The sequence below is a fragment of the Dactylosporangium sp. NPDC049525 genome, from assembly GCF_040676755.1.
GTDB lineage: Bacteria > Actinomycetota > Actinomycetes > Mycobacteriales > Micromonosporaceae > Dactylosporangium.
On the sequence record NZ_JBFAPO010000001.1, the window covers coordinates 570,502 to 589,673 of the forward strand.

Sequence of the window (19,172 nt, forward strand, 5' to 3'; positions counted from 1 at the left end):
ATGCCGCCGACTGTGCGACCCGAGCGCCGCCTGAGTGACGAGCCCGCCAATTCCGACCGCTTCGTCGGTGGCCTCTCCGAGTCGATCGGTGGGCCGCTGGGCAGTCACGCGGTGCGGACGTCGAGCCGTTTCTGGACCCCCTCCAGAGTGGTCCTCCTGCTGATCTGCGCCATGCTCAGCTTCTCCTGGATGCAGAAGTCCCCCTGTCGCGACGGCGCGTGGGCGGACATGAAGCAGTACAAGTACTTCTGCTACACCGACGTGCTGGCCCTGTATTACGCCGAGGGGCTCAACGAAGGCCAGGTCCCCTACGCCGACCACCAGGTCGAGTATCCGGTGCTGACCGGCGCGTTCATGGGCGTGCTCGGCCTGCCCGTGTACTCCCTCGGCCAGCAGGAGCGGATCGACAACCCCGGCCAGACGTTCTACGACCTCAACGCCGTCGTGCTCAGCGCGTTCGGCATCGCCGCGGTCGCCGCCACGCTCGCCATACGCCGGCGAAGGCCCTGGGACGCCGCGATGTTCGCCGCGGCACCCGCGCTGTTCGTCTCCGCGACCGTCAACTGGGACCTCTTCTGTGTGGGGCTCGCCTCCATCTCGCTCGTGTTCTGGGCCAGACGAAGACCGCTGCTCGCCGGTCTCTTCCTCGGCCTGGCGACGGCCGCGAAGTTCTATCCGGTCCTGATCCTCGGCGCCCTGCTGGTGCTGTGCCTGCGCACCGGCAAGTGGAAGGAAGCGCTCGCCACGTTCGGCGTCGGCGCCGGCACCTGGCTCGCGATCAACGTGCCGGTCGCGGTGCTCTACTGGGACTCGTGGGCCAAGTTCTGGGAGTTCAACTCCAAGCGTGGCATCGACTGGGGCACCCTCTGGTACATCGGGGCGCACTTCCCGCGCGGCTCCGGCCAATACGGGTTCCCGTTCTTCCAGAACCTCGACACCGACCCGGAGCACGCCACCCTGAACGTGCTGTATCTCGGCCTGTTCCTGATCAGCTGCGTCGGCATCCTGATCGTCGGGCTGACCGCGCCGATCCCGCCGCGCCTGGCACAGCTCGCGTTCCTGATCGTGGCCGCGTTCCTCATCACCGGCAAGGTCTGGTCCCAGCAGTACGTGCTGTGGCTGATTCCCCTCGCGGTGCTCGCCCGTCCTCGATGGGGTGCGTTCCTCGCGTGGCAGGCGGCCGAGGTGCTGTATTTCGTGTCGTTCTACGGCGAGCTCATGGGCGCCTCCGGCCGGCAGGTGTTCCCCGAGGGCGTGTTCGTGCTCGCCTCGATCCTGCGGCTGGTCACGCTCGTGGTGCTGGTCGGCTACGTGATCCGCGACATCCGCCACCCCGAGATGGACGTCGTGCGGGACACCTACGAAGGCGAGGATCCCGACGGCGGGGTCTTCAACCGCGACGAGGTCGAGCCGTCACTGACCGATCCGCCACCACTCGTCAAGTCGCTGTAACAGCCAAAAAGGGCCGGCGGGATCCGCCGGCCCTTTTTGCTGCCCTCGTGTCAGCCGGCCTCGACCTTGTAGAGCACGACGTCGCCCTGCTCCGTGCGGGTCAGGCCCAGACCGTCGATCGGCGCGTCGATCGCCCGCTCATACGCAGTGCCGAGTGCCTGGCTGCGCACCACGACAACCGTGCGGATGCCCCGCTCCCGCAGCAGCGCCACGGTCGCCGCGTCGGGGAACTGCTGCATCGTGAGCCGCAGCTCCTGCTGGTCCATCGGCGTGAAGCCGCTGCCACCGTTGACGATCTTCGGGAACCCGTCGGTGCTCCACAGCATGACGTTCATGTCGAACAGCTCGTGGCTCGGCAGCACCATCAGCGGACCCGGCACCGAGCTCATCGCCACGGGCGTGTTCGGCACCACCGGGTGCGGCGTCATGTGCGAGCCCTCGAACAGCACCAGCATCACCGGGATCAGCGTGGCCAGGCGGGGCAGGAACCCGGCGCGGTCGCCGCGCTCCGTCTGCGTCCGGTCGGCGAACAGCTCCACCGCCCGCTCCGCGAACGCGCTCACCGCCCCCGCCGCGAGCAGCGCCAGGAACAGCGTCGTCCACACCACCAGGCGCCCCGAGGTGCGGATGCCGTCGAAGCCTGGCAGCGCCCGGTACAGCGCCAGGTAGCCGAACTCGCCCTTGCCGAAGCCGTGCGTCCCCATCGCCAGCGCGACCGAGGTCACGACGCCGACCAGCATCCAGATCCGGTGCTTGATCCGCCACGTCGACACGAACAGCCCGGCGAACGCCAGCCCGTACAGGAAGAAGCCGGGCAGCAGCGCCATCTCCGGCGCCCAGCTCAGCGTGCCGCGGGCGGCCGCATACGCGTCGCCCCACAGCCACGACTCCGGCGGCGCGATGAAGAACCCCTTCAGCGGCGGCGAGAACAGCCCGACGAGCTCCTCGCTGCGCCGCGCATACGGATGGTCCTTCAGCACCTGCAGGTAGGGATACGCCATCAGCGCACCGACGGCGGCGAACACAGTCCCGCCGCCGAGGTTGGCGAAGAACAGCTTCCAGCCGAACGGCCGGGTGACGGCCCACTTCCGCACGTGCCGGTAACCCCACGACACCGCGGTCGCGACCACGATCAGCAACAGTGCATATACGAACGGGATGCCGATGCCGAAGCCCAGGCTGATCTGCCAGGCCGCGACGAGCCACCCGGCGAGCACCCAGCCCCACCGGCGCCGGTCCGGCTGGTAGCCGTCACGCAGCGAGAAGCCGTGCCCGCGCGCGAGCATCGCCAGTGCCAGCGCGATCCCGCCGATCGACAGCACGTGCAGGTGACCCGCCTGCCCCAGCCGCCACGGCGCATAGGCGAACGCGGCACCGGCCACGACCGCGCCGGTCGGCTTTGCGCCGAGCTGCCGGGCCAGCACGTAAGCGCCGAAGAACGCGAGCGCGAAGATCAGGACGTACATGATGTTGTACCGCACGAGCGCCGCCACCGGCCCGCTGCCGATCATGCCGGCGGGCGCGTAGCCGAGCAGCGTGTCCGAGAACGCGTAGCTGTACTTGTCGGGGAAGAACGCGTTGGCATTCCACAGCTGCGCCGGGTTGGTGAGCAGGGCGTGCCCACCCCACGACATCTGCCACGCCTGCAGCGTCGGATCCGCGATGTCCTGCGGGATCGTGGTCGCCGGATGCCGCAAGGTCGGCCAGGTCATGAACGCGGCGAGCAGCACCGAGCCGACCGCCGCCATCGTCCACTCGTGGCCGAGGAACTCCCCGACGGCGTTGCCGACGCGGGCCGCTACCCTGCGGGCCCGGCCGGGCACCTCTTCGGGGACGGGTGCAAAGGAGCCGAACGGGTCCTCGTCCTTGGCCTTGTCCCCGGCCTTGATCAGGCTCACGCGCTGGTCGGCGGCATCGGCCTTCGCCGGTCCCGCGTCGCCAGCTTTCACGGGGTCCGCGCCATCGGCCTTCACTGGTTCCGCGGCGTCGGCCTTTAGAGGGTCTGCGGCGTCGGCCTTTAGAGGGTCTGCGGCGTCGGCCTTGACGGGGTCCGTGGTGTCGGATGCCGCCATGGCCTTCGCTTCCAGGCTTCTGGCCGCGGCGGCCTCCGTGCCCGCGCGCCTTCCGTTCTCGGAGGCCGGCGACTCGAGGGCGGCCGCCGACGGCTCCGGCTCCTCGGGCTTCGCGGTGGCCGGATCCGCCTCCGGGTCCTTCTCGGTCTCGGACACGTTGCTCACGCCAGCCGCTCCCGCAGGTAGGTGATGTCGGCGGTCTGCCCGTCGGCCCCGCCGGGCGTCTCAACCAGCGCCGGCGCGCCGGCGGCCCGGATCACCGCGACGATGAGCTCCGGGTCGATCTCGCCCGCCGTCAGGTTGTCGTGCCGGTCCCGGCCCGAGTCGAACCCGTCGCGGGAGTTGTTGGCGTGGATCAGGTCGATCCGGCCGGTGATGCCCTTGACCCGCTCCACGATGTCGAGCAGGTCCTCGCCGCCCGCGTGGGCATGGCAGGTGTCCAGGCAGAACCCGACCTCATACTCACCGACGGCGTCCCACAGCCGGGCCAGCGCGTCGAAGCGCCTGGCGCAGGCGTTGTCGCCGCCGGCGGTGTTCTCGATCAGGATCGGCGTCTTGAAGCCGCCCTCGTCGGCGGCGAACGCGAACGTCTTGCGCCAGTTGTCGAAGCCAGCGTCCAGGCCGTCGGCGCTCTCCACGTGCCCCCCGTGCACGATCAGCCCCTTGGCGCCGACCTTCGCGGCCCCCGCCGCATGTCTGAAGAGCAGCTTGCGGCTGGGGATGCGGATCCTGTTGTTGGACGACGCGACGTTGATCCGATAGGGCGCGTGGATGTAAACGTCGACGTCGGAGGCGATGAGCGCCTCGGCGTCCGGACGGTCTTTGGGATCGGCCCAGCCCTGCGGGTCGGTCAGGAAGAACTGGACCAGGTCAGCGCCGCGCGCCGCTGCCTCGGCCAGTGGCTCAGCGGGGTCGACGTGAGCACCGATTCGCATGCCGCAGAGCCTACGACGTGGGACCGACAGTTTGCGCGACCCGGGGCCTGGGGCCTGGTGGTAACCCGACCGAAGGGTCCGGAATGCCAGGCTTCCGTCACCGTCCAGTCGGCCGCGTCGTTACGCAACTAGGTCGCCCGTGATCGCGTGACCTCGATGGAACAACACCTGCTCAATCCTCAACCTTGGATGGCTACCTTGTCTGGACACCGACCGGCTCTCCGCGTGGCGGCAGCAGCCGCTGCGCTGTTCGCCGCGGCCCTGACCGTGGGCGCCAGCCCCGTGCACGCCGCGCCCTCCACCCCGACCGTCGAGTTCAGCGGCGGGAGCGTGTTGAGCCTGCTGGTGTGCAAGTCGGAGCCCAGCACCGGCAGCGTCTCGGTGCCGGCCGAGTCGCGGGTCAACTTCGTCAACCGGCTCGGCCAGGACGCGACCCTCAAGGTCGACGGCAAGGCCGTCTCGTCGGTGCAGCCCAACCAGGCCGTGCCGGTCGTGTTCAAGAAGGGCCCGGTGAACGTCGCGATGACGTTCTCCTGCGGCGTCGGCGTGGTCGAGCAGTTCAAGCCGGTCTCCGTCGGGGTCACCGCGCCGCCCGCCGCACCCGCCGCCGGGCAGGGCGCGGGGCAGGCCGGTCAGGGCGGCCAGGCAGGCCAGCCGGCGAACACGAGCGGCCCGGCCGGCGCCGCGGCAGCGGCCGCCAACCAGGCCATCAACGCCTCACCGAACGGCCGCTCGACCCGTAAGCCGTCGACCACCCCGTCGAGCAGCACCGGCGAGGCGGACGGCACCGGCACCGAGCCGGTCGACCCGTCGCTGCTCGGGCCCGACGCGACCGCGTCGCCCGCGGCGGGGGCCAACGTCAACGCGAGTACCTCGACGGACGAGCGGGTATACGTCGAGGAGCCCGTCGCCGCGAGCGGTCCGGCCACGAACGCCCCCACGGGGCTGCTGGCGCTGGTCGCGACGGTCTGCGTGGTCGGTGTTGGAATCGCCGCAATTCGGGCTATTATTGCGCAGCGGTCATCACGTACTAGCTTCGCTTAAGGTACAATTAGGTAGCTCCGCGGGGCGCCGTCATCCAACGCACCGGTGTGGTCGTTCCTCCCCAGGTCCCACCCAGAGAAGCGGATGACGCGCCCCGCGGTCTTTGCATGTCCACGCCCCGTGTACTCTAGTTCGGTCTGCCGCCTATCGGGTGGCAGACGACGCACGACCTCCTGCCGCGGATGGACCGCGGCCGTTTAGCCCGTAGGAGGTGAGAACGTCTTGCGTCATTACGAAATCATGGTGATCCTCGATGGAAGTCTCGAGGAGCGCACCGTCGCACCGTCGCTCGACACGTATCTGAACGTGATCCGGACGTCGGGTGGCTCGGTGGAGAAGCTCGACGTGTGGGGCCGCAGGCGCCTCTCGTACGAGATCAACAAGAAGACCGAGGGCATCTACGCCGTCATCGACCTCCAGGCATCGCCGGAGTCGGTGGCCGAGCTGGACCGTCAGCTGCGACTCAACGAGTCCGTGCTGCGCACCAAGGTCATCCGGCCCGAGGTCCGCTAAGCGGATCCGGGCGAGATCGACCTGCTTCGCCGGCCACACGTCACGGGGAATTGTCATACCCCTGTGACAAGGTGGGCCGTACCCCAGTGCGCGAGGAGTTGACTCAATATGGCAGCAGGAGACACCACGATCACGGTCATCGGCAATCTGACCGACGACCCCGAGTTGCGCTTCACTCCGTCTGGAGCCGCCGTGGCCAAGTTCCGGGTGGCATCCACCCCCCGGTTCATGGACAAGGCCTCCAACGAGTGGAAGGACGGCGAGCCGCTGTTCCTGTCCTGCACGGTGTGGCGCCAGGCGGCGGAGAACGTCGCCGAGTCGCTGCAGCGTGGTGCCCGCGTGATCGTCTCCGGCCGCCTGAAGCAGCGGACCTATGAGACGCGCGAGGGCGAGAAGCGCACTGTCATCGAGCTTGAGGTCGACGAGATCGGCCCCTCGCTGCGCTATGCGACTGCCAAGGTGCAGAAGATGCAGCGCTCCGGTGGCGGTGGCGGCTTCGGCGCTTCGTCCGGTGGTGGCGGAGGCGGCGGCGGTGGTGGCGGCGGGTTTGACGACCCGTGGGCCAGCGCGCAGCCGGCGAACGCCTCGAGCGGCGGCAGCAGGGCGAGCTCATCCTTCGACGACGAGCCCCCGTTCTAATGGCATCAGGAGCAAGAGCAATGGCGAAGGCTGCGGCCCTGCGCAAACCGAAGAAGAAGGTGAACCCTCTCGACAAGGAGGGCATCGCCTACATCGACTACAAGGACACCGCGCTGCTGCGCAAGTTCATCTCCGACCGCGGCAAGATCCGCGCTCGGCGGGTGACCGGCGTGACCGCCCAGCAGCAGCGGCAGATCGCGCGCGCCGTCAAGAACGCGCGCGAGATGGCCCTGCTCCCCTACACCGCGACTGCGCGATAAGGGGAGGCTGACATGAAGATCATCCTGAAGCAGGAGGTCACCGGTCTCGGGACCCCCGGCGACGTGGTCGAGGTCAAGGACGGCTACGGCCGTAACTACCTGCTCCCCCAGGGCTTCGCGATCCGCTGGACCAAGGGCGGCGAGAAGCAGATCGTCACGATCAAGCGGGCCCGCGGGGCCCGTGAGATCCGCGACCTGGGCCACGCCAACGAGGTCAAGGCCCAGCTGGAGAACCTCACCGTCAAGCTGGCCGTCCGTGCCGGCGAAGGCGGCCGGCTCTACGGCTCGGTCACCCCGGCCGAGGTCGCCGACGCGGTGCAGAAGGCCGGCGGTCCGTCCCTGGACAAGCGTCGCCTCGAGCTGCCGGGCCACGTGAAGTCGGTCGGTGACTACAAGGTGCAGATCAAGCTGCACCCCGAGGTTGCCGCCACCTTCACGCTGAAGGTCACGGCCGCCAAGTAACACCAGCTGCAGACGAAAGGGGGCCCGCTTGGTGGAGCGGGCCCCCTTTCGGCGTCCGGCGCGGTGCCACCGGCTCAGTGCTGTCCCCTACCGGTAGAACTTCGTTGCCGCCTGAATCACGTCCGCGAGCTCCGCGACCTGCTTGTCCCCCTCCGACAGGCGCTCCGCCAGCCGCAGCAGATCATCGAGCTGGACCTCCTCGGCGTAGCGGCTGGCCCGCAGCACCTCGGCGAAGTACGCCGCCGCGTAGCAGACCTGCACCTGCGGCGCCGCCGCCGAGAACTCACGCTCCAGCGACGCCACCGTCACCGACAGGGTCTGCTCGCTCGGCTCCCGCGTCCGCGGGTCCTGCCAGCGCACCCGAACGTCCGCCAGGTGCCCCTCGGCGCCGCTGCGCAGGTGCAGCGCGTACAGCGCGGTCACCGCATGACCCGGACCGACCTCGCCACCGTCGACCCGGTCGTTGCGGAACGCCGACGCCGACAGCGTGCGGTTCTCGTAGCCGATCAACCGGTACGACGCGACGGCCGCGGCATCGAACTCCACCTGCGCCTTCGCGTCCAACGCGCGGACCGCGAGCGTTGCCGGCAGCTGCTCCACGAAGACCTTGCTGGCCTCGGCGGCGTCGCTGACGTAGACGACGTAGCCGTCGCCCTTGTCGGCCAGCTCCTCCATGAACTTGTCGCCGTAGTCGCTGCCGACGCCGACGCCCATCATCGTGATCTGCTTCGCCGCCGCCTCCTGAACCTCGCGGACCAGGGACGTGGCGTTGGTGGTGCCGACATTCGGCAGACCGTCGGACAGCAGGATCACGCGGTTGGTCGAACCCGACCGGAAGCTCTTGCGCGCCGTCTCGTACCCCAGCCGGAGACCCGCCTCCAAGTTCGTGCTTCCCGCCACCCGCAACCGGTCGATCGCGCCGTGCAACGCCGACCGGTCCCGCACCGGCGTCATCTGCCGCAACACGTCGGCTTCGTCCGAGTAGGCGATCAGCGCCACCGAGTCCGTGGTCCGCAACTGGTCCACCAGCGTGTGCAGGCCACTCTTGACCAGGTCGAGCTTGCCGGGCTCGGCCATCGAACCGGACACGTCGACGACGAACGTCAGTGACGCGTCGAGGCGCTGCCCCTCAGGCTCGGCTCTCGTCTGCAGCCCCACCCGGAGCAACCGGGCCGTGTCGCTGGAGTTGCGATGGGTCCGAGGCAGCCGGGCACCGTCGGCCGACACGGCGAAGCCGTCGCCGGAGGGCTGCCGGTACCCCTGCTGGAACGAGTTGACGAACTCCTCCGGGCGGATCGTGTTCGTCGCCGGCCGCTGCCCCGACAACAGTTGCCGCTTCGCGTAGCCATAGGAGGCGGTGTCGACGTCGACCGCGAACGTGGACACCGGCTGGTTCGACGCCGCCTGCTCACCGGGGGCCTCATCGGCCAGCTCACCGGTCGCGGGCGGTCCAGGCTGACCACCCTGCGGGTTCATCGTCTGCGCCTTGTCGTAGGTGGGGCTGGCGCTGTCATCGGACGCGGCGCCGCACGCCGTCAGGCACAACGCGGCGATCACGGCCACGGCGACGGCACGGAACTGGCTGACCATGGAAGCCTCCCTGAAAGGTGTTTGGCCAGTCAGACGACGACCCGCCCGTGATCGGCTCCGAGCGTAACCGGACAGAGACCCAAGCGTGAGCATCGGTGATCATCTCGCAAGGATGCTGTGACCCTTCGACGGGAACCGATCGAATCAGAACTGCGTCGCAAGCACCGCGAAGATCACCGTGGCCATGCCGGCGCCCAGCACCGCGGAGGCGAAACCGATGGTCCACGCCCGCCAGCCGGACGTCGCCCACCCCAGGAACATCGCCACCACGATCCCGAGCGCGAGCGCCACCGCGAGCTGCGGCACGCCGTCCAGCAGATTGGTGAACGCCTCTGCCCGCGGCGCCGGGCACTGCACCCCGAACGCGTCCACACAACCGGGCCGCGGCTGCGACGACAGCGTCGCCGCCCAGATCACATAGCCGATCAGCGGCACCACGTACCAGCAACCGGTGGCGATGAACGCGGCCGCATAGTCGGTGGACTCGTCCTCTTCCTCTTCCTGCCGCCGCACCGGCCGGGGAGTGCGATCACGACGACCCGAGTAGTAGCCCTCGCCGGGCTCACGTGACCTGTCCCACTCCGGGTAACCCACGGCCGCAGCGTCACCCCCATGTGCGGTGCCCGCCATCGTCCGTCCAGCCGGAAAACATCCGGCGGTCACGTCACTCGATCGGGGAACTATTTTTCGCACACAGGCTGTGGATGAAGAAGTCCCAGCTCAGCCGTCCTTTGTGGATCCAGGTTGCTGGGTTATCCACAAGGCTGTGCACAGCTGATCCCCCGATTGTGGCCAGTGGTCCACAGGTTGTCCCAAGGGTTGTCCACCGGTCGGTTTTGCCGAACGCCGGTCGCTCCATACGGTTGCGCGGGGCGCTCCATGCGTACCGCGAAATTGTCATACCCACGAGGTCTACTGGTCGGTGCGGGTATGACGTTGGAGGGGCAAGTGTCGATCACCGAAGACAGGCAAAGCGGCGATCCGTGGGACGACGCGGTCCCGGCCGAGCCGCGCCGGCAGCAGCCGCCAAAGGATCAACCACAGCGATCTGAGCGCCCATCCGGCGGCGCCGAGACCTTTGAGCGCACCCCACCGCAGGACGTCGCCGCTGAGCAGAGCGTCCTCGGCGGCATGCTGCTGTCCAAGGACGCCATCGCCGACGTCGTCGAGATCCTCAAATCCCCCGATTTCTACCGGCCCAACCACACGGTCGTCTTCGACGCGATCCTCGACCTCTACGGTCGGGGCGAGCCCGCCGACGCCGTCACCGTCGCCGCGGCACTGACCGACGCGGGCGAGATCGCCAAGGTCGGCGGCGCCGCCTACCTGCACACCCTCATGGCGGCCGTGCCCACCGCCGCCAACGCGTCCTACTACGCCCGCATCGTCGCCGAGCGCGCCGTCCTGCGCCGCGTCATCGAAGCCGGCACCCGCATCGTCCAGCTCGGCTACGGCTCCGCCGGCCCCGGCGGCCGCGACGTCGACGACGTCGTCGACCTCGCCCAGCAGGCCATTTACGACGTCACCGAGAAGCGCGTCAGCGAGGACTTCGCCGTCCTCGCCGAGATGCTCCAGCCGACCCTCGACGAGATCGAAGCCGTCGGCGCCCAGGGCGGCGTCATGAGCGGCGTCCCCACCGGCTTCAGCGACCTCGACCGCCTGCTCAACGGCCTGCACCCCGGCCAGCTCGTGATCGTCGCCGGCCGACCCGGTCTGGGCAAGTCCACCGCCGCAATGGACTTCAGCCGAGCGGCATCGGTGAAGCACAACATGGCGAGCGCGATCTTCAGCCTGGAAATGTCCAAGGTCGAGATCGTCATGCGACTGCTCTCGGCCGAGGCCCGGGTGCCGCTGCACGTCCTGCGGTCCGGGCAGTTGTCGGACGACGACTGGACGAAGCTGGCCCGGCGGATGGGCGAGATCAGCGAGGCGCCGCTGTTCGTCGACGACACGCCGAACATGAACCTCATGGAGATCCGGGCCAAGGCCCGGCGGCTCAAGCAGCGCCACGACCTGAAGCTGATCATCGTCGACTATCTGCAGCTGATGACGAGCCCGAAGCGGACGGAGAGCCGGCAGCAGGAGGTCGCGGACCTGTCGCGTGGCCTGAAGCTGCTCGCGAAAGAGGTCGAGTGCCCGGTGGTCGCGGTCAGCCAGCTGAACCGTGGACCCGAGCAGCGCACCGACAAGCGACCGCAGCTGTCTGACCTGCGCGAGAGTGGTTCGATCGAACAGGATGCCGACGTTGTCATCCTGTTGCACCGCGACGACTATTACGACAAAGAGTCCCCGCGCGCCGGCGAGGCCGACTTCATCGTGGCCAAGCACCGAAACGGCCCGACCGACACGATCACGGTCGCCGCGCAGTTGCATCTGTCGCGCTTCGTCGACATGGCGATCTAGGCAGCGGCCAGCAGCGAGACTTGCGTGCCGCGAGGCTGGCGAGCAACAGCGGCGGGGTCTGCGCTCGGGGTTGCTGCGGCGAGGCGCTGCGTCTCTCCGTGTTACGCGGACAGCGGCAAGACCGCCGTTCGAACTCCTCGCGTACAGGCCACCCGCGCCCAACTGCGGCCTGGTCGCCGTCGGCTCCCGCGGCACTTCGGCGATGAGAGAACGCCGATCATGCGGGAAGGTGCCGCGGAAGCGGGTCCGTTCCGCTCCTCGTGCGCGGCTTCGGTGCGGTTCCAGCGTGGGACTTGGGTGCGGGTCACCGCCAGGCCGCCGCCCGCCTTTGTTGATCGAAGTTCCACGCTGGTCGCATGGAGCAGCCAGGCGCTGTGGAGGTCCCAGGTACCGCCAGCTGGAGTGCTGCCGGGAGGGCGGATAGCCTGCCGATCGGCAGGCGTTGGTCAATGCCCGCTTTGTGACCGCGGACCGGCTCAGGTGCGGGTCAGGAGGCGGGCCACCTCGGTGTCAGGGACCTGGCGGAAGTCGTCGTAATAGCTGCTGACCGCGCCGAAGTAGTCGGCCGTCAACGGGCAGACGACCTCGTCGGCGACGAGGGCCAGCCGCCGGACCGCAGGAGTCGCGCCGACGGGGACGGCCAGCACCACGCGTGCGGCCGACAGCGCCCTGGCGACCGCGACCGCCGCGCCGGCCGTCGCGCCGGTGGCCAGGCCGTCGTCGATGATGAGGGCGACCCGCCCGGTGAGGTCCAGCGGCTCGCGGCCGATGCGGAAGAGGCGGTCGCGGCGGCGGAGTTCGGCGGTTTCGTGGCGGATGACGGGGGCCATCTCGTGCGGTTCGAGGCGGATCTCCGGGTTGAGGACCTGCACGCCGCCGGGGCCGATCGCGCCGAAGGCGACCTCGGGTGACCACGGCACGCCGAGCTTGCGCACGACCAGGGCGTCGAGCGGGACGCGGAGCCGGCCGGCGACCTCGGCGGCGACGGGCATGCCGCCGCGGACCAGGCCGAGGGCGATGACGTCGGCCCGGTCGGCGTAGCCGGTGAGCCGCGCGGCGAGCGCGGCGCCGGCTTCTTGGCGGTCCCGGAAGGCCATGCTTCCTGTTTACGCCGCTCCGGAGGATGCCGACCAGAGATTGGCAGGTCGATCAACGGGGGCGGCCGTCGGGCGCAGCGCCCACCAGAGGGCGGCGAAGGCGGCTGGGTAGAGCAGGTAGCCGAAGCGGGTCGACGGGATGAGCATGATCGCGGCGGTCAGGCCGACGGTGACGACGAGGGCGGCGGCTCGGGTGTCCTTCGGGGGGCGGCGCACCAGCCAGACGCCGATGGCGAGGCCGGCGGCGACCAGGAGCGACAGGGCGATGGTCCGTCCGGCGTCTGTCGACGCGGCGATGAGCTGGCCCGGCAGCGGCGACTGGGCGGGGCTGGTGACGAGGCCGTGGCCGGCGGGGAAGCGCAGGACGTTCTCGACGAACGCGGACGGGGCCACGGCCAGCGCGGGGAGCATCGCCAGCACGGGCAGCCCGAGCGCGAGGCCGGAGAAGGTCCAGGCGTTACGTCTGCCGGACTGCAAGGCGAGCACTACCAGTACCAACGCCGCAGGAAGAGCGAACAGCTTGAATGCGCCGGCCAGGCCGATGGCGACGCCTGCCGCGGCCCAGCGGTGCCGGGCGGTGAAGGCCATGGCGAGCAGGGACAGGCTGACCACGGGCAGGTCGTCGCCGCCGGTGGTCAGGGTGAGGGCGCAGATCGGCAGGACGGCGACGGACTGGGCGACGAGGACGAGGCCGGGTGGGGCGACGAGCTCGGAGAGCAGTCGCAGGGTCCAGAGCAGCGCGACGACGGTGGCGGCCGCGAACCAGATGCGGGCGTCGGTCCACCAGTGGTTACCGAAGAACGCCCGGGGGAGGCCGAAGATCGACATGCCGGGTTGGTACGGCGAATACCCCAGCAACCGCTCCGACGCGGGGAGTGCGGCGATGTCGGGGCGGTCGAGGTAGGGCGTGCCGGTGTCGAGCAGTCGCCGGCCCATCTGCTCGACGACGAGGACCTCTTCCTGCGCGCGATCGGTGCGGCCGCCGGTGCGCTGCACGGCCTGCGTGACCAGGGGCACGATCGTGACCGCCGCGAAGACGACGAAGGTGAGCAGGAGGCGGCGGAGCACGACGAACGTCACCAGGAACGCCGCAGCGTAGCCCCACCAGGCGATGGCGCCCCAGGCCCGGTGCGGCGGGAGCGTCGACGCGGCGGCGGTGAAAACGGCGAACACCGCCGACAGTCCGTAGAGCACGGCGTCGCTGATCCGGGCGGGGGAGAAGAACGTGGCTATGGCACCCATTCTTGCCCGGGCTCGGCCGGCCCGGCGCGGCGGGCCCGGCGGTTGCGCGGCAGGCGGATCACGGTGTCGGTGTCGTGCAGGGGTGGCGCGAGGCAGCCGGGTTGGCCGTCGTGGCCGCGGCGCAGCGCGGCGAGGAGCCGGTCGGCGGGCATGGCGCGGGCGAAGAGGTGGCCCTGGCCGGCGGGGCAGCCGAGCTCCCAGAGCTGCTGGCGCTGGTCCTCGCGTTCGATGCCTTCGGCGACGACGACCAGGCCGAGGCTGCGGCCGAGGTCGATGGTGGAGCGGACGACGGCGCCGGGGGCGGAGGCGTTCATGGCGGCCACGAAGCTCCGGTCGATCTTGAGCTCGTCGACGGCGACCCGGGCGAGGGTGGCCAGGGACGAGAAGCCGGTGCCGAAGTCGTCGAGGGCGAGCCGGATGCCCTGGTCGCGCAGCGCGGCGAGGACGTCGTCGACGACCTCGAGCTTGCTGAGGGTGATGGACTCGGTGAGTTCGATGACGAGCGAGGAGGACGGCACGCCGCGGGCGGAGAGGCGGCGGGCGACGGCGTCGGGGAACGACGGGTCGAGCAGGCTGCGGGGCGAGACGTTGACGGCCACCGGGATGGCGTGACCCGCGTCGGCCCATTGGGAGACGGCGGTCAGCGCCTGGTCGAGGACGGCGTCGGCGAAGGCGGAGAGCTGGCCGGAGCGTTCGATCGCGGGCAGGAACCGGTCGGGTGCGAGGTCGCCGCGGTCGGGGTGGAGCCAGCGGGTGAGCGCCTCGGCGCCGATGACCTGGCCGGTGGCGAGGTCGACGATCGGTTGGAAGTTGACCACGAACTGGCCCTCGGCGACCGCGCGGGCGAGGTCGCCGCCGAGGGTGAGGGTGCCGATGTCGGCGGTGTCGCGGGCGTGCGCGTAGACGACGACCCGCTGGCCGTCCTGTTTCGCCTGGTACATGGCGACGTCCGCGCGCCGCAGCAGCTCGCCGATGGTGCCGCCGCTGGCCGTCGTGACGCCGCAGCTGGCCTCGACGCTGATGCGCATGTCGTCGAGCTGGATGGGCGGGGCGAGGGCGTCGAGGATCGTGTGGGCGCGCATCTCGGCGAGGGCCGGCGCGCTGAGGTTGGCCAGGATGACCGCGAACTCGTCGCCGCCGAACCGCGCGACCAGGTCACCTTCGCGGACGGCGGCGGACAGCCGCTCGCCGACGGTGATGAGGACCCGGTCGCCCGCGGAGTGGCCGAGGGTGTCGTTGACCTCTTTGAAGTGGTTGAGGTCGATGAGCAGGACGCCGACGATGCCGGTGGCGAGGACCTCGTCGCCGTACTGCTGCAGCTTGCGCCGGTTGGCCAGGCGGGTGAGGGGGTCCTGGGCGGCGGCCCTGGCGTGGCTGTCGGCGAGGCGTTGCGTCTCGGCGAACGTGGCGGCGTTGCGCAGCGCCGTGCACAGCGCGGCGGCGAAGGTGTGCAGCGTGTAGCCCTCGCGCTCGGAGAGTTTGATCGGCGCCCGGAACCGCAGCCGCAGCTCGCCGAGGTCGGCGTCGCCGCGGTAGCTCTCCAGGCCGATCGGGATGACGAATCCGGTCACGGGGGGCGCGTCGTCGGGGTTGCCGTCGTACAGGATGTCGCGGCCGTTGCTGCGCACGAGCCGGGCCTCGTCGGTCGGCGGCCGGATCTGGACCTCGACCTCGTCGGTGGAGAAGAGCTCGGCGGCCTTGCGCACGGCGGCGTGGAGCACGGCGGTCTGGTCGACGGAGTTGAACTCGTCGGTGGCCTCGGCGAGCCGCTGCCAGGCCTCGTTGCCCTGGCGGGCGCGGACCCGGTTGCCGGAGGCGAGGTGGATGCACCACAGCAGCAGCGGCAGGAGCAGCAGGAGCCAGTAGTTGATGTAGTACGCGACGACGGCGGCGACGGCGATGACGAACGCGCCGGCCTGCGCGACGGCGAGGTTGCCCCAGTCTGCGAGCAGGCGCTGCCGGTACGACGTATGGGTGAGCATCGCGAACAGGGCCTTGGACACGAGTTCGTCGACGGCGGTGTATGCGACGGAGGCGATGACGGTGGCGATCAGTGCGCCGCCGAGCGGTCCGATGTCGTGCGGGGCCACCAGGATCGGCTGGAACCCCACGGCGGCCAGCGCGAGCGTCGCGGCGGTGCTGTTGAGCACGTCCTTGCCGACGTTGAAACTGATTTTCACCGGCACGTGCGCCACGTTCAGGAACTGGTCGATGAGTTTGCCCGCGGCGACGGACAGGATGACGAGCGGGGCCGGTAGGAACACCGCTGCCAAGGTGATGACGGCCGATACCGGCGTCCAACCGTGGATCGTCGAGCGGATCCGCATCTGGAGCCGCATGTATCCGCAGCTGAGGACCAGCGCGGTCGGCAGCGGCAGGATGAGAATCAGGCTGCCGTAGCCCCTGACCAGCCACAACGCCGCGATGACGGAGAGGCCCGCACCGACGACGACGGGACCAACGAGACGCCAGAGGCGCCGGTTGGTCGCGTCGTCGGTACCCAGTGGTCTTTGCATCGCGGTCTGTTCATCGTGACCGATGGTTGTGTGCCTCTGTCAAGGCCGAGCTTTTAGAGCCACTCGTGTCCACGCATTTTTGCCCCCTAGGTCGTTTTCGCGGTTACGACCCCCGTTCACCAAGGCATCGATATGTATCGAACTCCTTGGTGTTGAACGGAGCCTAGGGTGCATTTCGCAAGTTGCCCATACCTATTTGTCTGTCGACTCACAGTTTGCGAAGAAAGGCAGAGCTTGTCATATTTTGGTAACGTGAAAGTGACTCTCCGTGCAAGTGAATCGACGCATCTTCCCACTAGCGTGCATGATCAAATGAAAGTCCACCGCACGATCGATAAGGTGATGTCGTGGCACACGAACTGACCCATGTCGACCGGAGCGGCGCGGCCCGGATGGTGGACGTCGCCGGCAAGGAAATCACCTCCCGGCGTGCGGTTGCGGCTGGTTCCGTCCGTACGACCGCCGAAGTAATAGCGTTGCTGCACGACGGTGCGTTACCCAAAGGTGACGCTTTGGCGGTTGCCCGGATCGCCGGAATCATGGGTGCGAAACGCACGCCCGATCTCATCCCGTTATGTCATCCGATCGCCCTTCATGGGGTGACGGTCGACTTGACTCTGAGTAACGAGTCGGTTGACATCGAGGTGGCCACCCACACGGCCGACCGCACCGGCGTCGAAATGGAGGCGCTCACCGCCGTTGCCGCCGCCGGCCTCGCCCTCATCGACATGATCAAGGCGGTCGACCCGGCCGCGTCGCTGGAAGGAGTTCGGGTGCTGCGCAAGGAAGGCGGCAAGACCGGCCTCTGGGAGCGGGCCTCGTGAAGGCCGTCGTGATCGTGGCGTCCAACCGGGCCTCGGCCGGTGTCTACGCCGACACCAGCGGTCCCCTGCTCGTCGCCGGCCTGCGCGAGCTGGGCTGCGACGTCGGCGACCCGGTCGTCGTCCCCGACGGCCCGCCGGTCGAGGAGGCACTGCGCGCCGCGGTCGCCGGCGGCGCCGACGTGATCGTGACCAGCGGCGGCACCGGCGTCACCCCCACCGACGCCACCCCGGAAATGACCCGGCGCGTGCTCGACTACGAGGTCCCCGGCATCGCCGAGGCCATCCGGGCGGCGGGTGCGGCGAAGGTGCCGACCGCCATCCTGTCCCGCGGCCTCAGCGGGGTCTCCGGCCGCACGCTGATCGTCAACCTGCCCGGCTCGAAGGGCGGCGCCAAGGACGGCCTCGTCGTGCTCGGCCCGGTCCTCGCCCACGCCGTCGACCAACTCCGCGGCGGCGACCACTGAGCGCAGTCCCTTGTCTGGCAAGGGCTAGGCTCGACTCGTGACGTTACCGATCGCGTGGGCCGATGCCCGCGAGGCGGTGTTCGAGGCGGGTTCGGCGGTCGCGTCGAGCCCCGTGCCCGTCCCCCTCGTCGAGTCCGACGGCCTGACGCTCGCCGAGCCACTGACCACGCTCACCGCGCTGCCCGCGTTTCCCACCTCGAGCGTCGACGGCTGGGCCGTCCGCGGCCCGGCACCCTGGCAGATCGTCGGCCGGGTCCTCGCCGGCGACCATGCCGAGCCGCTGACCGCCGACGGCACCTGCGTGGAGATCGCCACCGGCGGCATGGTGCCCGAGGGCACCCTGTATGTCGTGCGCACCGAGGACTCCACGGTCGACGGTGACCGGGTCGTCTCCGGCGAGCCCCGCAAGATCCCCGACTGGCGGCTGACCGGGGAGGAGGCCGCCGTCGGCGAGGAGCTCCTGCCCGCCGGCACGCCGATCACGCCCGGCGTCATCGGCTTGGCCGCCGCCTGCGGCTACGACACCCTGCCGTGCCGCCCCAAGCCGCGCAGCGCCCTGCTGATCTTCGGCGACGAGCTGCTGACCACCGGCGTCCCGGGCGACGGGCGGGTCCGCGACGCGCTCGGCCCCTCGCTGCCGTCGTGGCTGCGGCGGGCCGGCACCGACGTCGTGCACCACCGCGCGCCCGTCGCGGACACCCTCGAGGACCATGTCGCCGCGCTCCGGGCCGCCGTCGACGCCGGTGCCCAGCTCATCTGCACGACCGGCGGCACCATGCACGGCCCCGTCGACCACCTGCACCCCGCGCTCGCCGAGCTCGGCGCGACCTACATCGTCAACACCGTCGCCGTCCGGCCCGGCTTCCCGATGCTCGTCGCGCAGCTGCCCGGCGGGCAGTTCGTCGCGGGCCTGCCTGGCAATCCCCAGTCGACCTTCGTTGCGTTGGTTTCGCTGGTACTGCCACTGCTGGCCGGACTGACCGGGCGCGCCCGGCCCGAGCACACGACCGTCAAACTGGGTGCCGACATCGCCGGGCGCGGCGACTACACCCACCTGGCCCTGGTGCGCCGCGATCCGCTGGACGGGATGGCGTATCCGGTGGCCCATGCCGGCTCCTCGATGCTGAGAGGTCTGGCCAACTCGATCGGCTTCGCGATCATCCCGCCCGGAGGGCGGGGACTGGCGGGGACGCCGGCGCAACTCGTACCACTGCCGATTCTGGATGGGGAGCGGGTGTGACCGACCGGATCACGGTCCAGGTGACCGGCGAGGCGATCGACGTGACGGCCCACGAGCTGGCGGTCTCCGACCGGGCGGCGGGCGCCGTGGTGTCCTTCGCGGGCGTGGTGCGCGACCACGACGGCGGGCGCGGCGTCGTGGAGCTCGAATACGAGGGCCACCCCAGCGCCGGCGACGTGCTCGCCGAGATCGCCGCGGAGATCGCCGCCGAGCCGGCCGTGCACGCGCTGGCGGTGTCGCACCGGGTCGGGCGGCTGGAGATCGGCGACGTGGCACTCGCGGCGGCGATCTCGACCTCGCACCGGGCCGACGCGTTCCTGCTCTGCGCGCGGCTCGTCGACGAGGTGAAGGCCAGGCTGCCGGTGTGGAAGCGGCAGGTCTTCACCGACGGCGAAGAGGAATGGGTCAACTGCCCGTAG

The 19,172-nt window shown here is 69.9% G+C and carries 18 protein-coding genes; 11 read left to right on the plus strand and 7 right to left on the minus strand.

Going from position 1 to position 19,172, the window contains the following annotated elements:
• A complete protein-coding gene (locus tag AB0K00_RS02550; RefSeq protein ID WP_363514036.1) occupies positions 1–1,452 on the plus strand; it encodes a glycosyltransferase 87 family protein in 1,452 nt (483 codons plus the stop codon).
• A 50-nt stretch (positions 1,453–1,502) separates the two neighbouring features.
• Here AB0K00_RS02550 and AB0K00_RS02555 read toward each other — a convergent pair whose 3' ends face one another.
• Positions 1,503–3,689, minus strand: a complete 2,187-nt coding sequence (locus tag AB0K00_RS02555) for a hypothetical protein (protein WP_363514039.1) — start codon at positions 3,687–3,689, stop codon at positions 1,503–1,505.
• Positions 3,686–4,459 (minus strand): deoxyribonuclease IV, encoded by a 774-nt coding sequence (locus AB0K00_RS02560; RefSeq protein ID WP_363514042.1) that lies wholly within the window; start codon positions 4,457–4,459, stop codon positions 3,686–3,688. The genes AB0K00_RS02555 and AB0K00_RS02560 overlap by 4 nt, the downstream gene beginning before the upstream one ends.
• Before the next feature lie 225 nt (positions 4,460–4,684).
• On the opposite strand from AB0K00_RS02560, the gene AB0K00_RS02565 reads away from it, so the two are divergent.
• The 5 genes from AB0K00_RS02565 (at position 4,685) to rplI (ending at position 7,377) form a co-directional block, all read left to right on the plus strand.
• Positions 4,685–5,503: a hypothetical protein gene (locus tag AB0K00_RS02565; protein WP_363514045.1), complete on the plus strand. Its 819-nt coding sequence runs from the start codon at positions 4,685–4,687 to the stop codon at positions 5,501–5,503.
• Positions 5,504–5,725: 222 nt separating this feature from the next.
• Positions 5,726–6,016: a 30S ribosomal protein S6 gene (gene rpsF / locus AB0K00_RS02570; RefSeq protein WP_033359943.1), complete on the plus strand. Its 291-nt coding sequence runs from the start codon at positions 5,726–5,728 to the stop codon at positions 6,014–6,016.
• 108 nt (positions 6,017–6,124) lie between these two features.
• Entirely contained in the window at positions 6,125–6,655 is a 531-nt protein-coding gene (locus tag AB0K00_RS02575; protein ID WP_363514048.1) for a single-stranded DNA-binding protein, read from the plus strand.
• A 20-nt stretch (positions 6,656–6,675) separates the two neighbouring features.
• Positions 6,676–6,915 (plus strand): 30S ribosomal protein S18, encoded by a 240-nt coding sequence (rpsR, locus tag AB0K00_RS02580; RefSeq protein ID WP_033359945.1) that lies wholly within the window; start codon positions 6,676–6,678, stop codon positions 6,913–6,915.
• A 12-nt stretch (positions 6,916–6,927) separates the two neighbouring features.
• Complete coding sequence (gene rplI, locus AB0K00_RS02585; RefSeq protein ID WP_363514050.1) at positions 6,928–7,377, plus strand: 50S ribosomal protein L9; 450 nt, start codon at positions 6,928–6,930, stop codon at positions 7,375–7,377.
• Positions 7,378–7,464: 87 nt separating this feature from the next.
• On the opposite strand, the gene AB0K00_RS02590 is transcribed toward rplI, so the two are convergent.
• Positions 7,465–8,967 (minus strand): von Willebrand factor type A domain-containing protein, encoded by a 1,503-nt coding sequence (locus AB0K00_RS02590; protein ID WP_363514053.1) that lies wholly within the window; start codon positions 8,965–8,967, stop codon positions 7,465–7,467.
• A gap of 144 nt (positions 8,968–9,111) precedes the next feature.
• Complete coding sequence (locus AB0K00_RS02595; RefSeq protein ID WP_363514056.1) at positions 9,112–9,561, minus strand: hypothetical protein; 450 nt, start codon at positions 9,559–9,561, stop codon at positions 9,112–9,114.
• 354 nt (positions 9,562–9,915) lie between these two features.
• On the opposite strand from AB0K00_RS02595, the gene dnaB reads away from it, so the two are divergent.
• Positions 9,916–11,370: a replicative DNA helicase gene (dnaB, locus tag AB0K00_RS02600; RefSeq protein WP_363514059.1), complete on the plus strand. Its 1,455-nt coding sequence runs from the start codon at positions 9,916–9,918 to the stop codon at positions 11,368–11,370.
• Positions 11,371–11,846: 476 nt separating this feature from the next.
• Here dnaB and AB0K00_RS02605 read toward each other — a convergent pair whose 3' ends face one another.
• The 3 genes from AB0K00_RS02605 to AB0K00_RS02615 are packed head-to-tail and all read right to left on the minus strand — an operon-like array spanning position 11,847 to position 16,225.
• Positions 11,847–12,467, minus strand: a complete 621-nt coding sequence (locus tag AB0K00_RS02605; RefSeq protein WP_363514062.1) for a phosphoribosyltransferase family protein — start codon at positions 12,465–12,467, stop codon at positions 11,847–11,849.
• Positions 12,468–12,476: 9 nt separating this feature from the next.
• Complete coding sequence (locus AB0K00_RS02610; RefSeq protein ID WP_363514065.1) at positions 12,477–13,709, minus strand: glycosyltransferase family 87 protein; 1,233 nt, start codon at positions 13,707–13,709, stop codon at positions 12,477–12,479.
• Positions 13,697–16,225: an EAL domain-containing protein gene (locus AB0K00_RS02615; protein ID WP_363514068.1), complete on the minus strand. Its 2,529-nt coding sequence runs from the start codon at positions 16,223–16,225 to the stop codon at positions 13,697–13,699. The genes AB0K00_RS02610 and AB0K00_RS02615 overlap by 13 nt, the downstream gene beginning before the upstream one ends.
• 347 nt (positions 16,226–16,572) lie before the next feature.
• Here AB0K00_RS02615 and moaC point away from each other — a divergent pair, with 347 nt between their 5' ends.
• From moaC to AB0K00_RS02635, 4 genes are read left to right on the plus strand one after another with little or no spacing between them, the layout of a single operon-like run.
• Entirely contained in the window at positions 16,573–17,049 is a 477-nt protein-coding gene (moaC, locus tag AB0K00_RS02620; RefSeq protein ID WP_363514071.1) for a cyclic pyranopterin monophosphate synthase MoaC, read from the plus strand.
• Positions 17,031–17,513 carry a MogA/MoaB family molybdenum cofactor biosynthesis protein gene (locus tag AB0K00_RS02625; protein ID WP_363515037.1) on the plus strand — a complete coding sequence of 161 codons (483 nt, stop codon included), beginning with the start codon at positions 17,031–17,033 and terminating at the stop codon, positions 17,511–17,513. Before moaC ends, AB0K00_RS02625 begins: the two co-directional genes overlap by 19 nt.
• Positions 17,514–17,550: 37 nt before the next feature.
• Positions 17,551–18,753 carry a molybdopterin molybdotransferase MoeA gene (locus AB0K00_RS02630; protein ID WP_363514074.1) on the plus strand — a complete coding sequence of 401 codons (1,203 nt, stop codon included), beginning with the start codon at positions 17,551–17,553 and terminating at the stop codon, positions 18,751–18,753.
• Positions 18,750–19,172, plus strand: coding sequence for a molybdenum cofactor biosynthesis protein MoaE (locus AB0K00_RS02635; RefSeq protein ID WP_363514077.1), 423 nt, complete (start codon positions 18,750–18,752; stop codon positions 19,170–19,172). Before AB0K00_RS02630 ends, AB0K00_RS02635 begins: the two co-directional genes overlap by 4 nt.